At 42.1% G+C, this 17,713-nt stretch carries 14 protein-coding genes and 1 other annotated feature; of the genes, 5 read left to right on the top strand and 9 right to left on the bottom strand.

Going from position 1 to position 17,713, the window contains the following annotated elements; all coding sequences use genetic code 11:
- Window positions 1-51: 51 nt before the first annotated feature.
- The 8 genes from LJE11_RS12960 to hisC all read right to left on the bottom strand — a co-directional run bounded on the left by LJE11_RS12960 (window position 52) and on the right by hisC (window position 7,905).
- The gene (locus LJE11_RS12960) at window positions 52-969 is read right to left on the bottom strand and encodes a nucleotidyltransferase family protein (protein WP_055052700.1); all 918 of its coding nucleotides are present in this window, start codon (window positions 967-969) and stop codon (window positions 52-54) included.
- A gap of 80 nt (window positions 970-1,049) precedes the next feature.
- Entirely contained in the window at window positions 1,050-2,126 is a 1,077-nt protein-coding gene (gene prfA, locus LJE11_RS12955; RefSeq protein WP_008706449.1) for a peptide chain release factor 1, read from the bottom strand.
- Complete coding sequence (prmC, locus tag LJE11_RS12950; RefSeq protein WP_008706447.1) at window positions 2,119-3,084, bottom strand: peptide chain release factor N(5)-glutamine methyltransferase; 966 nt, start codon at window positions 3,082-3,084, stop codon at window positions 2,119-2,121. Before prmC ends, prfA begins: the two co-directional genes overlap by 8 nt.
- Window positions 3,081-4,049 carry a DUF1385 domain-containing protein gene (locus tag LJE11_RS12945; RefSeq protein ID WP_022380506.1) on the bottom strand — a complete coding sequence of 323 codons (969 nt, stop codon included), beginning with the start codon at window positions 4,047-4,049 and terminating at the stop codon, window positions 3,081-3,083. Before LJE11_RS12945 ends, prmC begins: the two co-directional genes overlap by 4 nt.
- A gap of 73 nt (window positions 4,050-4,122) precedes the next feature.
- Complete coding sequence (gene rpmE / locus LJE11_RS12940; RefSeq protein ID WP_020993628.1) at window positions 4,123-4,326, bottom strand: 50S ribosomal protein L31; 204 nt, start codon at window positions 4,324-4,326, stop codon at window positions 4,123-4,125.
- Window positions 4,327-4,514: 188 nt separating this feature from the next.
- A complete protein-coding gene (gene rho / locus LJE11_RS12935; protein WP_055052701.1) occupies window positions 4,515-5,912 on the bottom strand; it encodes a transcription termination factor Rho in 1,398 nt (465 codons plus the stop codon).
- Between the two features lie 421 nt (window positions 5,913-6,333).
- Entirely contained in the window at window positions 6,334-6,834 is a 501-nt protein-coding gene (locus tag LJE11_RS12930; RefSeq protein WP_026648283.1) for a COG2426 family protein, read from the bottom strand.
- A 15-nt stretch (window positions 6,835-6,849) separates the two neighbouring features.
- Window positions 6,850-7,905, bottom strand: a complete 1,056-nt coding sequence (gene hisC, locus LJE11_RS12925; RefSeq protein ID WP_055149489.1) for a histidinol-phosphate transaminase — start codon at window positions 7,903-7,905, stop codon at window positions 6,850-6,852.
- Between the two features lie 147 nt (window positions 7,906-8,052).
- Window positions 8,053-8,280: a binding site (T-box leader), on the top strand.
- Window positions 8,281-8,444: 164 nt separating this feature from the next.
- Here hisC and thrS point away from each other — a divergent pair.
- Complete coding sequence (thrS, locus tag LJE11_RS12920; RefSeq protein WP_118613471.1) at window positions 8,445-10,406, top strand: threonine--tRNA ligase; 1,962 nt, start codon at window positions 8,445-8,447, stop codon at window positions 10,404-10,406.
- Between the two features lie 96 nt (window positions 10,407-10,502).
- Here the strand turns inward: thrS and LJE11_RS12915 are convergent, their stop codons facing one another.
- Complete coding sequence (locus LJE11_RS12915) at window positions 10,503-12,938, bottom strand: GH36-type glycosyl hydrolase domain-containing protein (protein ID WP_055199792.1); 2,436 nt, start codon at window positions 12,936-12,938, stop codon at window positions 10,503-10,505.
- Between the two features lie 396 nt (window positions 12,939-13,334).
- Here LJE11_RS12915 and LJE11_RS12910 point away from each other — a divergent pair, with 396 nt between their 5' ends.
- From LJE11_RS12910 to LJE11_RS12895, 4 genes are all read left to right on the top strand, one after another.
- Window positions 13,335-14,348, top strand: a complete 1,014-nt coding sequence (locus LJE11_RS12910; RefSeq protein ID WP_195658923.1) for a LacI family DNA-binding transcriptional regulator — start codon at window positions 13,335-13,337, stop codon at window positions 14,346-14,348.
- 86 nt (window positions 14,349-14,434) lie between these two features.
- Window positions 14,435-15,763, top strand: a complete 1,329-nt coding sequence (locus tag LJE11_RS12905) for a hypothetical protein (RefSeq protein ID WP_055059372.1) — start codon at window positions 14,435-14,437, stop codon at window positions 15,761-15,763.
- Between the two features lie 78 nt (window positions 15,764-15,841).
- Entirely contained in the window at window positions 15,842-16,750 is a 909-nt protein-coding gene (locus tag LJE11_RS12900) for a carbohydrate ABC transporter permease (RefSeq protein ID WP_025579256.1), read from the top strand.
- A 14-nt stretch (window positions 16,751-16,764) separates the two neighbouring features.
- Entirely contained in the window at window positions 16,765-17,628 is an 864-nt protein-coding gene (locus tag LJE11_RS12895; RefSeq protein ID WP_022380254.1) for a carbohydrate ABC transporter permease, read from the top strand.
- The last annotated feature ends 85 nt before the right edge of the window (window positions 17,629-17,713 follow it).

Below are 17,713 nucleotides of genomic sequence, written 5' to 3'. Positions count from 1 at the left end.
TTTAATCAGATCAGACATGTCTCCTGCGAAGGCTGCAGATATCTGCTTAACTTATTGATAAAGTCCCTGAGGATATATACCCGCTTCTGTAAGATTTTTAAATGCTCTCATTACTGTTTCTTTATCTTCCTGATAGGTTACACCAAACCATGTATCCTTTGTCTCCAGGACATCAACTTCAGCACTTTCATTTTTGATCAGATGGTCAACTAACTCCGGAAGCAGATATTCCTTTTTTGTATCTTCCGGTGCGAGTCCACTGAGAAATTCTGCAAATCCTTTCTCGAGAACCTCCATAAAGTCCGGCGTCAGTCCCCACATATTCATGGACACCAAATCCTTTACATCCAGTTCCTGCACACTCCCGTCCGCATTTCTTGACTCTGCACCTGTGGCAGTCTTAAATATATCATGCGTCTCTGTCACACCTGTAAGCTGTCCATTCTCAATATGGCAGATTCCTCTGGTAACGCTTCCATTATCGCTCAATGTATTTCCAAGCCTGAAACCGGCCATGCAGATATGGAGTTTTCCGTCCTTTTGCTGTTCCTGCACAAGATAATCATGCACCTTCACATAAGCTTCTTTCCCATAATAATCATCTGCATTGATAACAATAAATGGCTCATCCAGAACCTTCTTTGCGGCAAGTACAGCCTGTCCGGTTCCCCAGGGTTTCGTGCGGTCAGCCGGTTTCGTAAATCCCTCCGGCAGATCATCAAGCTCCTGGAATACATATTCTACTTCCGTAATTTTCTCAATACGCTCGCCGATCACTCTGCGAAACTCTTCTTCCAGATCTTTACGGATAATAAACACTACTTTGTTAAATCCGGCTTCCAGCGCATCGTGGATGGAATAATCCATAATAATCTCTCCACATGTTCCCACCGGTGCAAGCTGCTTGATTCCTTTTCCAAAACGACTTCCGATTCCTGCCGCCATAATTACAAGTGCTGTTTTCTGCATAAATATTTTCCTCCTGACATTCTTCTCTCATATCAATACTTTTTCAGTCATCTTCTGTCACATACCCTCTCCGCAATATTCTATTCCGCATCCTGAAGATTACTTAATTTTGCTGCCTGATCTGCTGCGATCAGACTGTCAATGATCTCATCCAGATCCCCGTTCAGAACATTCTCCAGTCTGTGCAGTGTCAGTTTGATTCTGTGGTCTGTCACACGGCCCTGTGGAAAATTATAAGTTCTGATCTTCTCTGAACGGTCACCTGTTCCAATCTGGCTTCTTCTTGCCTCAGCCTCAGCATCATGCTGTTTGGCAAGCTCCATCTCATACAGACGGGAGCGAAGAACTTTCAGTGCTTTATCTTTATTCTTAAGCTGTGACTTCTCATCCTGGCAGGAAATTACGATTCCGGTAGGAATATGTGTCAGTCGCACAGCAGAGTCTGTTGTATTGACACACTGTCCGCCGTTTCCGGATGCACGGAACACATCGAATTTACAGTCATTCATATCCAGATGGAAATCGATTTCCTCTGCTTCCGGCATAATAGCAACTGTACAGGTAGAGGTATGGATACGTCCGCCGGATTCTGTTTCCGGAACTCGCTGTACACGATGTACACCACTTTCATATTTCAGTCTGGAATAAGCACCTGCACCTGTGATCATAAATGTTACTTCCTTAAATCCGCCGATTCCGTTCTCATTGAGACTCATCATTTCTGTTTTCCAGCGGCGGGATTCTGCATATTTCACATACATACGGTAAATCTCTGCTGCAAAAAGGGCAGCTTCATCCCCACCTGCACCTGCACGAATCTCCACAATAACGTTCTTGTTATCATTAGGATCTTTCGGAAGAAGAAGGATCTTAAGTTCATGCTCCAGTTCCTCTACATTCTTCTTTGCCTCAGACAGTTCTTCCTTCAGCATTTCCCGCATATCTTCATCTTTCTCTTCCTCAAGCATGGAAAGACTGTCCTGTATCGTTTCTTTGTTTTTCTTATACTCCCGGTAAGCATCTACTATCGGCTGCAGATCGCTCTGCTCTTTCATCAGCTTCTGAAAATGTTCCTGATTATCGGTAACTCCCGGCTCTCCAAGCTCATTAAGCACCTCTTCAAAACGAATGAGCAGATCGTCTAATTTATCAAACATATTTATCCTCCTGTAATTTCTTTCGCCCCAGAACCACCCGGTCCAACCCGGCCAGATCCTGCCTTATCTCAATATCTTCAAATTTATATTTCCGCAAAAGAGCTGCCACATCTTCTCCCTGGCTGCATCCGATTTCATATAAAAGCCAACCACCCGGAACAAGATGATCCTGTGCCTGTTTCGTGATAGCCCTGTAAAAATAAAGTCCATCTTCCATACCATCCAGCGCCATACGCGGATCATGCAATTTTACTTCATCCATAAGATCTTCAATTTCCGCCGTAGGAATATATGGCGGATTTGATATAATCATATCATAAGCTCTGCTATAATTTCTATTACTATTTTCGCATTCTGTCATTTTTACAGTATCTTTTACAGCAGTCCTTTTCATATACTCTGTTCCGTACACAATGTTCTGCATTTCAGAAAACAGATTACTCTGTACGAATTCCGCATGCTCTGCCACTTCCAGTGTCCGTGCATTCCGCACAGCCACTTTCAGTGCCTCATCTGACAGATCCACGCCTGTTCCGTGTGCATCAGCTCTCTCCTTCAGAATACTGATAAGAATACAGCCGGATCCTGTACACATATCAAGAATATATGGATTTTTCACAGCTTTCATGCATTCAAGAGCGGACTCCACAAGTGTTTCCGTATCCTGTCTGGGTACCAGTACATTCTTATCCACATAAAATTCATGCCCCATAAAAAAAGCCTGATGCGTCAGATGCTGCAGCGGTATGTGTCCCGCACGTCTGCTGATCAGTTCCAGATATCTTTCAGCAACACTTTCTGTGACACTTTCTTCTCCGTATGCAAAATAATACGCCCGGCTTTTTCCTGTGACATATTCCAGGAGAAGCCAGGCATCCAGCCCGGCTTCCTTAATCCCCGCCTGTGCAAGGATCATCTGTCCTTTTTTTAATAATCCTGTCAGAGTTTCTCCGTTCATTGTTCTGCTTCAACTCCAAATTCTTCCTTCAGATATGCTTTCCAGTCAAAAACCGCCTCTACAGCCCTGATTGCAACCTCTGCCATATCTGCTGTCGGTTCCTTAGTTGTAAGTTTCTGCATTGCCAGACCCGGTTTACTGAAAAAGTCAGCAAGTTTGCTGTCTGATCTTCCAGCCCACTGAATAATCTCAAAAGATATTCCTGCAACAACCGGCACCATAAGAAGTCTTCCAAACAGTCTCACCCAGTAAAATGGAACCAATACAAAAATAAAATGCAGAAAAATGCTGACCAGCATAACCAGAAACAGAAAACTGGTTCCACATCTCTTATGCAGTCTGGAGCTTGCAAGAACATTATCCACCGTAAGTGGCAGTCCATGTTCCACACAGTTAATGCACTTATGCTCTGCTCCATGATACATAAATGTTCTCTGAATATCCTTCATTCTGGAAATCAGAAGCATATATCCCATAAACAATGCAAGCTTTACAAATGCCTCAACTATTGTAACTGCAAATTCCGAAGCGCCAACCCTTCTGCAAAGACTTGCAAGGGCGTATGGCAGCAACATAAAGGCGGCAACTGATACCACGATTGAGACAGCAACTGTCACATATAACAGCCATTTGAACTGCTTATCTTCTTTTGCCTTTTTTGCAGCAAGCTCCTCTTCTGAAAGAGCAGCATTCTTCTGCTTATCCTCTTCGTCCTCCTCGTCCCCTGCGATCTCCGCTGAATACATCAGACATTTTGTGCCGACCACCAGAGAATCCACGAAGCTTACCACACCTCGGATCAGTGGATATTTGAGAAATTTTGCATTTCCGAATACACATTTGTAATCTTCTACTTTTAATTCAATCTCATTGTCCGGTCTGCGGACAGCAATGGAATATTTATCCTTATGGCGCATCATAATGCCTTCCATTACAGCCTGACCGCCGATGTTCGATGATTTCATTATTTTCTCCTAAAGAAACAAGAAAGGCTGAGATTTCCCAACCTCAACCTTCTCAATTCTTACTATATTCTGATTATTTGTTCAGGCCGTATTTCTTATTAAACTTATCGATACGTCCACGAGCCTGAGCTGCTTTCTGCTGACCTGTATAGAATGGATGACATTTAGAGCAGATTTCTACGTGGATGTCCTGTTTTGTAGATCCTGTTACGAATGTGTTACCACAGTTGCAGGTTACAGTTGCCTGATAATAATTAGGATGGATTCCTTCTCTCATGATTTTCACCTCTCTGTAAAGATTCTATTTTCTATTCGTATTCATTTGACGAATTTACTATTAAACAGCTTTATGAGTATAACATATCGTCCCATGGAATGCAAGTTATTTTAAAATTTATTTTAAAATTTATTTAATATTTTTGTTACTGAGAACGGAGCGAACAGTAACTGTTTTTTTACAACGTTTCAGATAAACTTCTGTTTTTTTACAGTCTGCACAAATTCAGCATTATTTTTCGTACGGGTAAACATATTCAGGATCTGTTCTACCGCATCTTCTGACTTCATTCCATTGAGAGCTTTTCGCATAATGTAAACCGCTTCCTGTTCTTCTTTACTCAGCAGCAGATCCTCTCTTCTTGTACCGGATTTCTGGATATCAATTGCAGGGAATACCCGCTTTTCCTGCAGTTTTCGGTCAAGCACCAGTTCCATATTACCGGTTCCCTTAAATTCTTCATAAATTACATCATCCATTTTACTTCCCGTATCCACAAGCGCTGTAGCAAGAATAGTAAGGCTTCCGCCCTCTCTCATATTTCTGGCCGCACCAAAAAAGCGTTTCGGCATATGAAGGGCTGCAGGGTCCAGGCCACCGGAAAGAGTTCGTCCGCTGGGCGGTATGATCAGGTTGTATGCCCTTGCCAGTCTTGTAATAGAATCAAGAAGAATTGTAACGTCTTTTTTATGTTCCACCAGACGACGTGCACGTTCTATTACCATTTCAGACACACGTTTATGATGTTCCGGAAGCTCATCAAATGTAGAATAAATAACTTCCACATTATCGCCACAGATGGCCTCCCTGATATCTGTAACCTCCTCAGGACGCTCATCGATCAGAAGAATGATCAGATGCATGTCCGGATTGTTTCTCAGAATAGACTTTGCCACATCTTTCAGCAAAGTTGTCTTACCGGCTTTCGGAGGAGATACGATCATTCCTCTCTGTCCTTTACCGATAGGGCTGATCAGATCTACGATCCTCATGGCAACTGTGCCGCCCGGTCTTTCCATTATCAGTCTCTCATTTGGAAAAATCGGTGTCATATCTTCAAAATTATATCGTCTCTGCCCTTCACTGGGATGGAATCCGTTGATAGAGGTCACATATAGCAGGGCACTGAATTTCTCTCCCTGTGTTTTGATACGGATATTCCCCTTAATAATATCACCTGTTTTCAGGTTAAATCTGCGTATCTGAGAAGGTGATACATAAATATCATTTTCCCCCGGAAGATAATTCTCACATCGGATAAACCCATATCCATCCGGAAGTACCTCAAGGATTCCGTCTGCTCTCTCTCCACTGTCAAGCTGTACTGCCTCTGCCGGGGCATGATACTGTGTACGTTCCAGTGTTTTGTTATACTGGGGGATTCTCTCTCCGTTACCTTCCACTTCACTCTGCTGCGGTTTCTCCCGGACTGTTTCCTGTTTTTTTGTCTCACCTTCCAGTTCATCTTCGTGAAGCATTCTCTCGATCAATTCCGGTTTTCTCAATGCTGAAACCCCTTTTAATCCTCTGGCTTTTGCCAAATCCTTTAAAGTTGCCAGTGATAATGATTCATACTTTTCTCTCATAAAATAATCCTCTGCTTTTTGTTTTGATTGTTAATATTGATAATTATTTTTATTTTTGTTTTTCTGATTTCCTATGTATCTGAGTAATTTATTCTTTATTAACTTTTCCTGTAACAGTTAGTGGGATAATCTGTCTGAAGTGACACGAATATCAGATCTGCAGCAATGCATATCGCAGGAAAATTATACTCCTGCTCCTGTGTCGACAAGTTAATTCCTGTAGTAATCCTGTCTGCACACCGGTATTTTTATATTTATCTTAGCACATCTTCTTCATAATTGACAATACCATATTATTCCAAATCTTTATTATTGGCAAGCTGTTTTATACGTCATAAAACTGATATTATCGACATAAAAGCAGAAATCCGGAGACATAAAATATGTCTCCGGATTTCCGATGAATATTGGTATAAAATAATTAACGTACCAGATTTCCCACTAATCCATAGGAAACAATATACATAATGACAGTTGCCATAATAATGCCACAAAAAATTGCCAGAGAGGACTTCTTAATATCAATTTCCAGAAGAGATGCAATCAGAGATCCTGTCCATGCCCCTGTTCCCGGAAGAGGAATTCCCACAAACAGCATCAGTCCCCAAAACTCATATTTCTTTACCTGATCACTTTTTCTCATTGCCCTGTCTTCCAATTTCATAACAAGTCCCCGAAAGAGTTTCGTCTTTTTTAAAACCTTGAAAATCTGTCTGATAAACAACAGAATAAACGGAATAGGAATAATATTTCCAACAATACACAGTGGAATTGCCTTTGCAGCCGATATCTTAAGTAAGGATGCTGCAAGCAATCCTCCCCTGAGTTCCAAAAGCGGAATCATTGAAATAATAAAAACTGCCCCTTCAGGTGAAATATATTGTGACAGATTCTGTGAAAACCAATGTACCAGCGCTTCCATAAAGCCTCCTAACTCTTACTTCAAATAATCCTTCAAAAAATCAATAAATTTCTGCATTTCTTCCTTTGTTCCAACAGTGATACGAAGAAAATTGTCAATTCTGTCCTTCTGGAAGTAACGAACATAAATATGCTGCCCTCTCAATGCCTCAAAAAGTTCTTTCGCAGGGCAGGTTTTATGCGTAGCAAAAATAAAGTTAGACATAGAATCCTGAAAAGAGAATCCCAGTGCCTTCAATTCTTTCTTTGTCCATTCTCTTGTCTCTATGATTTTATTACATGTCTCATCAAAATATGCTTTATCTTCAACTGCCGCCACACCTGCAGCAATCGCTGTACGGTCCATAGTATAAGAATTAAAAGAATACTTCACATCATTCAGGAATCTGATCAGTTTCTCATTTCCACACGCAAAACCAATTCTCATCCCAGCCATAGAACGCGACTTGGAAAATGTCTGTACGACCAGAAGGTTGTCATATTTTTCAATCAATGGAAGCGCCGACTGACTACCAAAATCCACATAAGCCTCGTCCACGATCACAATCACATCAGGATTATGGCGGATAATATCCTCCACTTCCTCCAGCGGCATCTCCACACCTGTCGGCGCATTCGGATTCGGGAATACAATTCCTCCGTTTTCTCTGAAATAATCTTCCGTCCTTATATGAAAGTTCTCATCCAGTGCCGGTCTCTCATATGGAATGCGAAACAGGTCTGCCCATACATCATAAAAAGAATATGTGATATCCGGAAAAAGAACCGGCTTCTGTGAATTAAAGAATGTAAGGAAACTCATGGCAAGCACATCATCGGAACCTACTCCCACAAAAACCTGTTCATCCTTCAGCCCGTAATTCTTTGCAATGGCATGTACCAGTTCTCCTGCTGTAGGATCCGGATAAAGTCTCATAGTATCTGTATCCATCTCCCTCAACGCCTTCTCCACTCCAGGTGCCGGCGGATACGGATTCTCGTTGGTATTCAGCTTGATCATATCCGGCTGATTGGGCTGCTCGCCTGGTGTATATGGTATTACTTTACGTATATTTTCTTCCCATCTGCTCATTTATCTGATTCCTTTCATGTTTTTTATTGTTTTTCACTTTCGTCAGTATAACATTAATCTCTATTTTCGTAAATCAACTTTTTGCATTTTACTGATTGACAAACCCACTTTGCGAGTTTATAATAGGCGGCAGAAAAGATAAGAAGGATCAAAACGTTGAAGAGAAGAGTACGCTGAGGAACGTTACAGAGAGAAATGTATACCGGTGCAAGCATTTCATCGCGAACCAGCCGAAGACCACCTCTGAGTGACTTTAATACAGTCCGGTGATTCCGTTACCATCGAATGAAGCGGTTCTGATCAGATGATTTATCCATCAGTAATGTATCAGAACAACCGGGGTGGAACCGCGAGTAATGTTATCTCGTCCCCTACAGTATTTAACCGTACTGTAGGGGATTTTTTTATTCTTTCTTTTACCCCTTCGCAGTACAAAAACCTGTTACTGTTCACTCCGTTCTCAACAACACGCTCCGTGGGATATCAACAGTGAACAGCAACTATAACAAATCCATACTAACGTAAAGGAGATAATCATCATGATCGTAACATTAAAAGACGGCTCAAAAAAAGAATACGCTGAAGCAAAATCCGTAATCGACATTGCTTACGACATCAGCGAGGGACTTGCACGTGCTGCCTGTGCAGGAGAAGTAAACGGAGAAGTTGTAGACCTGAGAACAGTTATTGACAGTGACTGCGAATTAAACATCCTGACAGCAAAAGATGAAAAAGGACTTGCAGTTCTCCGCCATACAGCATCCCACGTACTTGCCCAGGCAGTACAGACCTTATTCCCGGATGCAAAGGTTGCTATCGGACCTTCTATTGATACAGGATTCTACTATGATTTCGACTGCCCTCCATTCTCCCGTGATGACCTGGATGCAATCGAAAAAGAAATGAAAAAGATCATCAAAAAAGGCGCTAAGATTGAACGCTTCACAAAATCAAGAGAAGATGCCATCGCATACTTCCAGGAGAAAAATGAACCATACAAGGTAGAACTTATCGAAGATCTTCCTGAAGGCTCCGAAATCTCTTTCTATTCCCAGGGAGACTGGACAGACCTCTGCGCAGGTCCTCACCTTATGAGCGTAAAAGGTGTAAAAGCATTCAAGCTTCTCTCCTCTTCCAGCGCTTACTGGAGAGGCAGCGAAAAGAATGCAATGCTCACACGTATCTACGGAACAGCCTATGCTTCCAAGGACGAACTGAAAGAACATCTGGAACAGATGGAAGAAGCAAAAAGACGTGACCACAACAAACTTGGCCGTGAGATGAAGATCTTCACAACTGTAGACGTGATCGGTCAGGGACTTCCACTTATCATGCCAAACGGTGTGATCATGATGCAGGAGCTTCAGCGCTGGATCGAAGACGAAGAAGCAAAACGCGGATATATCAGAACAAAAACTCCGTTAATGGCAAAGAGCGACCTTTACAAGATTTCCGGACACTGGGATCATTACAAAGACGGTATGTTCGTTCTCGGTGATGAGGAGACTGACAAGGAAGTATTTGCACTTCGTCCTATGACATGTCCGTTCCAGTATTATGTATACAAAGCAGAACAGCACAGCTACCGTGATCTGCCTCTTCGTTACGGTGAAACATCCACTCTGTTCCGTAATGAGGATTCCGGGGAAATGCATGGTCTGACACGTGTACGTCAGTTCACGATCTCCGAAGGTCATCTGATTGTAAGACCTGACCAGATGGTAAAAGAATTTAAAGACTGTATCGCACTTGCACAGTACTGTCTGCAGGTTCTTGGTGTAGAGGAGGACGTAACCTATCACCTTTCCAAATGGGATCCTAACAACAGAGAGAAATACATCGGTGATGCAGAAGTGTGGGATCAGACAGAAGCTCATATCCGTCAGATGCTTGAAGAACTGAACATTCCGTTTACAGAGGATGTTGGCGAAGCTGCATTCTACGGACCTAAGGTTGATATCAATGCCAAGAACGTATACGGAAAAGAAGATACTATGATCACGATTCAGTGGGATGCTCTTCTGGCTGAACAGTTCGACATGTATTATATCGATGAAAACGGTGAAAAACAGCGTCCATACATCATCCATCGTACATCCATGGGATGCTACGAGAGAACACTGGCATGGCTCATTGAGAAATATGCAGGTATGTTCCCGACATGGCTCTGCCCGGAACAGGTTCGTGTGATTCCAATTTCCGAGAAATTCCACGACTATGCTGCCAAAGTTGAAGCTCAGTTAAAAGAAAACGGAATCCGCTGCTCTGTTGACCAGCGTTCTGAAAAGATGGGCTACAAGATCCGCGAAGCACGCCTTGCAAGAGTTCCATACATGCTCATCGTTGGTGCCAAAGAGGAAGAAGAAGGCAAGGTTTCCGTAAGAAGCCGTTACCTTGGTGATGAAGGAATGAAAGATCTTGGTGAATTCCTTACATCCATCAAAGAAGAAATCAAAAACAAGACAATTCGTAAAATCGAAGTTCAGGAAGAAAATAAATAAAACAGGTATTTTACTTTAACCTGTTCAAATAAGTCCCCACCCTCTGCTTTAATTGCATCAGGCAATAAGCAATGGGTGGGGACTTTTATTTATCACTTATCCCATCTGTACAATTACATGGTATTCGTTTCTGCCATTGACCATAGGAATCTGGTTTCCATTTATCCTCTCACCATCTACCTCAATCCATCTGACTCCTTTCTGCACACCTTTCGGTTTATGGATTTCAATATGATAATCCGCCCCTCTAAAATGACGGTTCACTTTAAAATCGCCAAACGTTTCCGGAAGGCAGGGGTCTACGATCAAACCATCATATCCTGGCAGAATACCAAGAAGCGCCTGTGACAGGTTTACAAATGTCCACGCTGCAGTTCCTGTCAGCCAACTGTTTTTTGCCTCTCCAAATCCTGGTGCATCAGCTCCCGCGATCATCTGCGAATATACATATGGTTCTGTCCGGTGAATATCACTGATTTCCTCAATATAAGATGGACATATTTTACGATAAACCTCAAATGCCCTGTTTCCTCTTCCAAGCACAGTCTCCGCAATGGAAATCCACGGATTGTTGTGGCAGAAAATTCCTGCATTTTCTTTATATCCAGGCGGATAAGAAGTAATTTCCCCAAGTTCCAGATGGTATCTTGTATAAGCCGGCTGAAGGATCATTATTCCATACTTTGTTTCCAGCAATTCATTCACAGAGTCCAGAGCTTTTTCTGCTATTCCTTCTTCCTTGCCGATTCCTGCCATAACACAGAATCCCTGTGGTTCAATAAAAATCTTTCCTTCTTCGCATTCTTTTGAACCAACCTTTTCAGACTGTGCATCATAGGCACGCAGGAACCATTCTCCGTCCCATCCATTATCCAGCACTGCCTGATACATCTCATCCACTGCTTTCCCTGCTTCTTTTGCAAGTTCTGTGTGCCCGGTCCGCTCACAGAGTTCCTCAAATTCTTTTCCATATTTCACAAACATACCTGCAATAAATACAGATTCTGCCACAGGGCCTTCCGACGGCCCTGTTGTCTGAAAGGATTCTCCAGGTTCACTGGAAAAACAGTTCAGATTCAGGCAGTCATTCCAGTCTGCCCTTCCGATCAGAGGAAGTTTGTGAGGACCAAGATGGGTTACTGTGTAATAAAAAGATTTCTCCAGATGTTCAAAAAGCGGTACCTCTGTTCCCTTCTTACAATCAAAGGGTACCTGCACATCAAGTATCCCATAATCACCAGTCTCTTTGATATATGCTGCTACTGCTGCGATCAGCCATAACGGGTCGTCATTAAATCCGCTTCCAACATCCAGATTCCCCTGTTTTGTCAGCGGCTGGTACTGATGATATGCACTTCCATCCGGAAACTGTGTAGATGCTATATCAATAATCCTTTCCCTTGCCCGCTCCGGGATAAGATGCACAAATCCCAGAAGATCCTGGCAAGAATCGCGAAACCCCATCCCCCGTCCTGTTCCTGATTCGTAATAAGATGCTGATCTGGACATATTGAAGGTTACCATACACTGATATTGATTCCAGATATTTGCCATGCGGTCAATATGTTCGTTCTCGCTGACGACTGCAAAGCGTGCCAGCAATGTTTCCCAGTAATTTTTCAGTTCTGCAAAGGCCTGCATCGCTTTTTCCATTGTATTAAATCTTTCAATCAATGCTTTTGCAGAGGTTTTATTGATAATTCCGGGAGCTTCCCATTTATCATCTGCCGGATTTTCACAATATCCCAGCATAAAAACAAATTCTTTTTCCTCTCCCGGCAGCAGAGTCAGATCTATCTGATGTGCAGCAATGGGATACCATCCGCTTGCAATAGAGTTACTGCATTTTTTCTTACATACAGCTTCTGGAAAAGCATTCCCGTTTCCTGCTCCCAGAAAAGCATCTCTGTTGGTATCATAATTGTCCACCTGTGTATTTACTGTAAAGAAACTGTAATGTTTCCTTCTTTCTCTGTATTCTGTCTTATGATAAATCGTACTCCCCTGTACTTCCACTTCTCCGATACTTAAATTTCTCTGGAAGTTCGATGCGTCATCCACTGCATTCCAGAGGCAGAATTCCACGTATGAGAACAGAGAAATATTTTTTTCAGTTTCAGAGTTATTTTTCAGTTTCAGACAATTGATCTCACATGAAGCATCAGAGGGCACAAAAACCAGAAGCTCTGCTTTTAGATTATTTTTCGAAGAACAGAAGCGACTGTATCCAAGACCATGTCTGCATTCATAAGTATCTGTTTCTGTTGCAGACGGCATAGTTCCCGGATTCCAGATTACTCCGTCATCATTAATATAATAATACTTTCCGTTGGAATCTGCAGGAATATTATTATAACGGTACCTGGTAATTCGCAACAATTTTGCATCTTTATAAAAGCTATATCCTCCGCAGGTGTTGGAGATCAGTGAAAAGAAATCATTACTTCCCAGATAATTGATCCAGGGTAATGGTGTATGTGGTGTAGTGATAACATATTCTTTCGCCTTGTCGTCAAAATATCCGAATTTCATTGAAAAGCCTCCTTAAAAAGAATAAATAAACACTTGTGAAGAAAAGGCCGAAAACAGACTTGCGAAAACGAATACGTTCAGAATTTATATGTTTATTATATAGTTTAGATTGGATTTATCACAGTATAATTCAGTTTTTCAAAAAAATCAACTACATTTTTAGCAGTCAAAATATTTCACAACTGTTATTTTAACTTCCGTAAGATCATTGCGAAACTTTTCGTTATATTAAAGCCTGTTTTTTGTGAAATTAATAAATTATTATAAATTCTTTTTTGTGCAACAGGGATAAATTATACAAATATAACAGAAATACTTGAATTTTATCTGAAAATAAAGTACGATTAGCTTGCGAAAACGTTTTAGAAGTAAAAACAGAAAAGGCTGGACTATAATATGGTATCCATGAAAGACATCGCAAAACAATGTAACGTATCTGTTGCAAGCGTCAGCAAAGCACTTAATGGTTATTCGGATATCAGCGAAGAAACCCGACAGCTTATTTTGAAGACTGCATCAGAAATGGGATATCTTCCAAATTCCTCAGCAAGAGCACTAAAGACCAGACGCAGTTATAATCTTGGCGTACTTTTTGTAGACGAAGCCATGAGTGGCCTCACCCATGATTATTTCAATCATGTACTGGAAAGCTTTAAACGCACTGCCGAATCCAGAGGATATGACATCACTTTTACCAGTGGAAACCTCTCCGGTCAGCATCTCAGTTATTATGAGCACTGCCGTTACCGTGGAGTCGATGGAGTGGTGATCGCCTGTATCAATTTTTTTACAGAAGAGGTACAGCGCCTGGTACAGTCCGAGATACCGGTAGTCACTATCGATCATGTATTTGATGGAAGAATTGCTGTTGTTTCCAACAACATTCAGGGAATGGAAGAACTTGTCTCTTATATTCTTGCACGGGGACACAGAAAGATTGCCTATATTCACGGAGAAGATTCCTCTGTCACACGAAACAGACTTGGAAGTTTTTACAGAACTCTCCAGAAAAAACGAATCGATATACCTGATGAATATATGCCAGTCATTCCTTATCGAGATGCAGAAGCTGCAGCAATAGCAACTTCAGAGCTTCTGGATCTGAAAGATCCTCCTACCTGTATCCTCTATCCGGATGACTTCTCCGCACTGGGTGGCATCAATGAAATCCACGAACGTGGACTTCGAATACCAGATGATATTTCCATTGCAGGCTATGACGGACTTACTTTTGCACGCATCCTGGAGCCACGGCTGACAACTCTGTGTCAGGACACAGAAACGATTGGACGGCTTGCCGCACAGAAGCTGATTGATCTTATCGAAAATCCTAAAACAACGATCATCGATAAATTCACCGTTGATGGAAGACTTTTCCCCGGTGCATCAGTCAGAAATCTGGCAAAATAAGAAAATCTTCAGTATCTTCACAGTTGGTGGACTGCTGAAAAGTTACAATCAACCCAAAACAATTATCACAAGGAGGTAATAACATGATGAAGAGAAAAGCTATGGCAATTACATTAACAGCAGCTATGCTTGCCGGTCTTACAGCAGTTCCAACATGGGCTGAAGATGCAGCCGCTGACGAAGGTAAAGTTTTAAACATTTATTGCTGGAATGAAGAATTCAAATCCCGTCTGACTGACCACTATCCCGGATATGAAGAAGTTGACGGAACTCATGGCAAGATCGGAGATGTTGATGTTGTATGGAACATTACTCCTTCTGATGACAATGCATATCAGAATAATCTGGATGAGACTCTTCTGAAACAGGCTGATGCAGCAGCAGATGACAAAATCGATCTCTTCCTTGTTGAAGCCGATTATGCACTGAAATATGTAAATACAGATTATACAATGTCTGTGGCAGATCTGGGAATCACAGATGAGGAAGTTGCAGACCAGTATCAGTACACCAAAGATGTTATGACAGATTCGGATGGCAACTTAAAAGGTCTTTCCTGGCAGGGCTGCCCGGGTGCTATGATCTACAGAAGAGATATTGCAAAAGAAGTATTCGGAAGCGATGATCCGGCAGAGGTTCAGAAGAAAGTTGCAGACTGGGATACATTTAAGGCAACAGCTGAAGAGCTGAAGGAAAAAGGCTATCAGATGACTTCCACTGTAAATGATGCCTACCGTGTATTCTCTAATAATGTAACTTCCCCATGGGTTGTTGACGGAAAGATCACTGTTGATGACAATATCAAAAACTGGGTAGATATGTCCAAGGAAATGGTTGATGCCGGAGAAACAGCTACCTATGAATTGTGGAGTGATGACTGGAGCAAGGGCTTCTTCAAAGACAGCAATGTATTCTCATATTTCGGACCTGCATGGTTCATCGACTTCTCCATGAGCGCTGACCAGGATGGTTCAGTTGGTAAAGATGGCGGCTGGGCTGCAACAGAAGGGCCACAGGGCTTCTACTGGGGCGGAACATGGATCACAGCAGCTGCAGGCACAGACAATCCCACACTAGTTGCTGATATCATGAGAACGATGACAACTAACGTTGACGTTATGAAAGAAATCGTTACTGCTGATAATGACTTCGTAAACAATAAACCTGCCATGGAAGAAATGGCTAAAGATGAAAGCTACGGCGATGCAGTTCTTGGTGGACAGAATCCTCTGGCTATGTTCTGTGCAGGCGCTGATAAGATTGATCTGAGTAACATGAGTATCTATGATCAGGGCTGCAACGAAGAATTCCAGAATGCCATGAAGAACTACTTCGAAGGCAACGCATCTTATGATGAAGCTCTCGACCTGTTCTATAAGGCAGTTGTAGAAAAATATCCGGAACTTTCCTATTAATCAAACATTGAAACCTGTGTGCCTGCCTGACCATCAGGCAGGCACACTTTGGATTACAGCAGACTATGGAGGAAGATAATGGCAAAGAATAATAACCATAAAGCGGTCAGCTATAACAAATGGGGATATATCTTCCTGATACCATTTGTAGTAGTATATCTCATATTCCAGCTCGTTCCGCTTATCAGTACAATTTATAACAGTTTCTTTGAAAATTACAGATCTGGATTAACGCAGATAGGACCGAATTTTGTGGGACTTGCCAATTATGCAAAGCTCTTTCAGGGTGGCGATATCTGGATTTATTTTAAAAACACAATGATCATGTGGGTAATGGGATTTATCCCACAGATCCTGGTTTCCCTGCTCCTGGCTGCCTGGTTCTCCAATCCAAGCCTCCGGCTTAAGGGACAGCGCTTCTTCAAAACAGTTATTTATCTGCCAAACCTGATCATGGCATCCGCCTTTGCAATGTTATTCTTTACCTTATTTGCAGACGGCGGTCCCATCAATGCAATGCTGATGCAGTCAGGAATACTGAAACAGGCATATTCCTTTTTCAGCCATGCCTGGAGTGCCAGAACCCTTGTTGCAGTCCTGAACTTCCTGATGTGGTTCGGAAATACAACTATTCTTCTTATGGCAGGTATGATGGGAATTGACTCCTCGCTTTACGAGGCAGCTGAAGTAGACGGTGCAACTTCCTCACAGATTTTCAGAAAGATCACTCTTCCACTCCTTCGTCCAATCCTGATCTATGTTATGATCACATCCCTGATCGGCGGCATGCAGATGTTCGATGTACCTCAGATCCTGACAAACGGAACCGGCGACCCCATGCGTTCCACTATGACACTGATCATGTTCCTGAACAAGCATCTGTTCAGCAAGAACTACGGAATGGGTGGTGCATTATCCGTATTCCTGTTCATTATCACAGGAGTGCTCAGCCTGATCGTATTCCGCTTTAACAAGATAAAAGACTGATGGAGGTGAGAAGAATGAATGAAAAAAACTCCAAAAATAAAAAAGGAATGAGCATGAAAGGTCAGCGTACTCTTGCCTATATCGTACTGATCATCATTTCCTTCTTCTGCCTGTTCTGGTTTTATGTACTGTTTATCAATGCCACCAGATCTAATGGCGCACTGAAAAAGGGATTCACAGCCATTCCCGGAGGACATCTCATTGAGAACTGGAAAAATCTTCTCGCAGGAACACTCCCTGTATGGAATGGTATGTTCAACAGTATTTTCATTGCTACCTGCTCTGCTGTTTTATGTACCTATTTTTCAACAATGACTGCTTACGCTATCCATGCATACAATTTTAAAGCAAAAAAATTTATGTTTACATTTATCCTTGCAGTCATGATGATCCCAACTCAGGTAACTGCTCTTGGATTCCTTCAGCTGTTGGGAAAAATAGGTCTGGACGACTCCTTTGTCCCACTGATCGTTCCAAGTATTGCTGCTCCTGTTACTTTCTTCTATATGAAACAGTACATGGAAAGCAACCTTCCTCTGGAGCTTGTGGAAGCAGCACGTATTGACGGTTCCGGTGAATTTAATACCTTTAACAAAATCGTATTCCCGCTTATGAAACCGGCTATCGCTGTGCAGGCAATTTTTACCTTTGTACAGAGCTGGAATAATTACTTCATTCCGGCGCTGGTCCTTCACTCAGATAAAAAGAAAACACTTCCTGTACTGATCGCACAGCTTCGAAGTGCAGACTTCCTGAAGTTTGACATGGGACAGGTGTATGTAATGATCGCCTTTTCCATCTTCCCGGTCATCATTGTCTACATTCTTCTTTCCAGATTCATTGTAGAAGGTGTTTCCGCAGGTGCGGTTAAGGGTTAGATGCTGATACAACAAAAGCTGTCTGTTCCGGATGCAAATACATCCGGAATCCAGACAGCTTTTTTAATTATTTGCAGTACTGTTC

The organism is Blautia sp. DFI.1.216 (assembly GCF_020594215.1).
In the GTDB taxonomy this organism is placed as follows: Bacteria; Bacillota; Clostridia; order Lachnospirales; family Lachnospiraceae; genus Blautia_A; species Blautia_A wexlerae.
The sequence above is the reverse complement of the archived record's forward strand: the minus strand, read 5'-3'. Positions and strand labels throughout refer to the sequence as shown.

Excerpts from the sequence above, each read along its gene's own strand:
- LJE11_RS12915 (WP_055199792.1), bottom strand. The coding sequence starts at position 12,938 with ATGAAATTCGGATATTTTGACGACAAGGCGAAAGAATATGTTATCACT.
- LJE11_RS12900 (WP_025579256.1), top strand. The coding sequence starts at position 15,842 with ATGGCAAAGAATAATAACCATAAAGCGGTCAGCTATAACAAATGGGGA.
- LJE11_RS12895 (WP_022380254.1), top strand. The coding sequence starts at position 16,765 with ATGAATGAAAAAAACTCCAAAAATAAAAAAGGAATGAGCATGAAAGGT.
- LJE11_RS12960 (WP_055052700.1), bottom strand. The coding sequence starts at position 969 with ATGCAGAAAACAGCACTTGTAATTATGGCGGCAGGAATCGGAAGTCGT.
- prmC (WP_008706447.1), bottom strand. The coding sequence starts at position 3,084 with ATGAACGGAGAAACTCTGACAGGATTATTAAAAAAAGGACAGATGATC.
- LJE11_RS12930 (WP_026648283.1), bottom strand. The coding sequence starts at position 6,834 with ATGGAAGCGCTGGTACATTGGTTTTCACAGAATCTGTCACAATATATT.
- rho (WP_055052701.1), bottom strand. The coding sequence starts at position 5,912 with ATGAGAGAAAAGTATGAATCATTATCACTGGCAACTTTAAAGGATTTG.
- rpmE (WP_020993628.1), bottom strand. The coding sequence starts at position 4,326 with ATGAGAGAAGGAATCCATCCTAATTATTATCAGGCAACTGTAACCTGC.
- thrS (WP_118613471.1), top strand. The coding sequence starts at position 8,445 with ATGATCGTAACATTAAAAGACGGCTCAAAAAAAGAATACGCTGAAGCA.
- prfA (WP_008706449.1), bottom strand. The coding sequence starts at position 2,126 with ATGTTTGATAAATTAGACGATCTGCTCATTCGTTTTGAAGAGGTGCTT.
- LJE11_RS12945 (WP_022380506.1), bottom strand. The coding sequence starts at position 4,049 with ATGAAATCATCGAACATCGGCGGTCAGGCTGTAATGGAAGGCATTATG.
- hisC (WP_055149489.1), bottom strand. The coding sequence starts at position 7,905 with ATGAGCAGATGGGAAGAAAATATACGTAAAGTAATACCATATACACCA.
- LJE11_RS12905 (WP_055059372.1), top strand. The coding sequence starts at position 14,435 with ATGAAGAGAAAAGCTATGGCAATTACATTAACAGCAGCTATGCTTGCC.
- LJE11_RS12910 (WP_195658923.1), top strand. The coding sequence starts at position 13,335 with ATGGTATCCATGAAAGACATCGCAAAACAATGTAACGTATCTGTTGCA.